Source organism: Roseburia sp. AF42-8 (assembly GCF_003435965.1).
Classification (GTDB): domain Bacteria; phylum Bacillota; class Clostridia; order Lachnospirales; family Lachnospiraceae; genus Roseburia_C; species Roseburia_C amylophila.
Window position 1 is genome coordinate 1 of sequence record NZ_QTVB01000138.1, and the last position, 829, is coordinate 829.

Consider the following 829-nt stretch of genomic DNA (forward strand, 5'->3'; position numbering starts at 1 on the left):
CCTCAAAGGGAATAGTTTTTTTGAATCACTGTATTACTATCAATCTTAGGCACTGCTTCTCTTATATTTTTTAATTTTCCAATTTGTTCTGCTGACAATTCATTTACATCTGCTAAACGAAGTGTATTAAACTCATCTAATGTCAAACTTTCATTAGCTAACACAGATTTTAAATTATTTCTTGCAAACGCTGAACCTCCGCCGTCTCCAACATCTCCAAGCTTCGGTTTCGCCAGTTTCTTCGCTCCTGCTTCAATTCCATTCAGTCCTTTCGCAGTTGCCATACTTGCTGCCATACCTGCTAACATTCCTGCGGTCTGGTTTCCAGTTAAATCCGTCGTATACTTCTGGGCTCCTGCACCTGCTGCTGTTGCAATTCCTTCTTTTGCAACGATTGTTGCTCCACTTCGAAATGTCAGGTTTCCTGCTGAGGCCGCCTGACCGATTGGAATCATTGCGGATGCTGCAAATGCAAAGACACTTTCTGTCAGATAATATGCTTCCTCATTTCCTTGGAATACCACATATTTTAAGTCATTTACTGCGGTACTGTCAATATCTCCGATGCTTCCATAATAAATATCCTGGGCACCTTCCGCAGAATCTGCGACTCCAAAAATAGTCGTTCCGGTTCCAACAATACCCTCTGCGGCTGCAACAATTGGTGTTGCTGTTCCCCATGATGCGACTATACATACTCCGCCTACTACAAGCAAACCCACTCCGGCAACGGTCTTCCACACTCCCTGCGTCTCACGTTCTTCCGCTGCATCCTTTAGGTTCTGTTCCGCTTCACAGATTGCATCATATACATCTTTATTGTCTTCAT

At 43.4% G+C, this 829-nt stretch carries 1 pseudogene; it reads right to left on the bottom strand.

Features of this window, described 5'->3' with window-relative positions:
- Nucleotides 1–2: 2 nt before the first annotated feature.
- Nucleotides 3–829, bottom strand: a pseudogene (locus DW059_RS15680) (hypothetical protein); the annotation flags it as partial.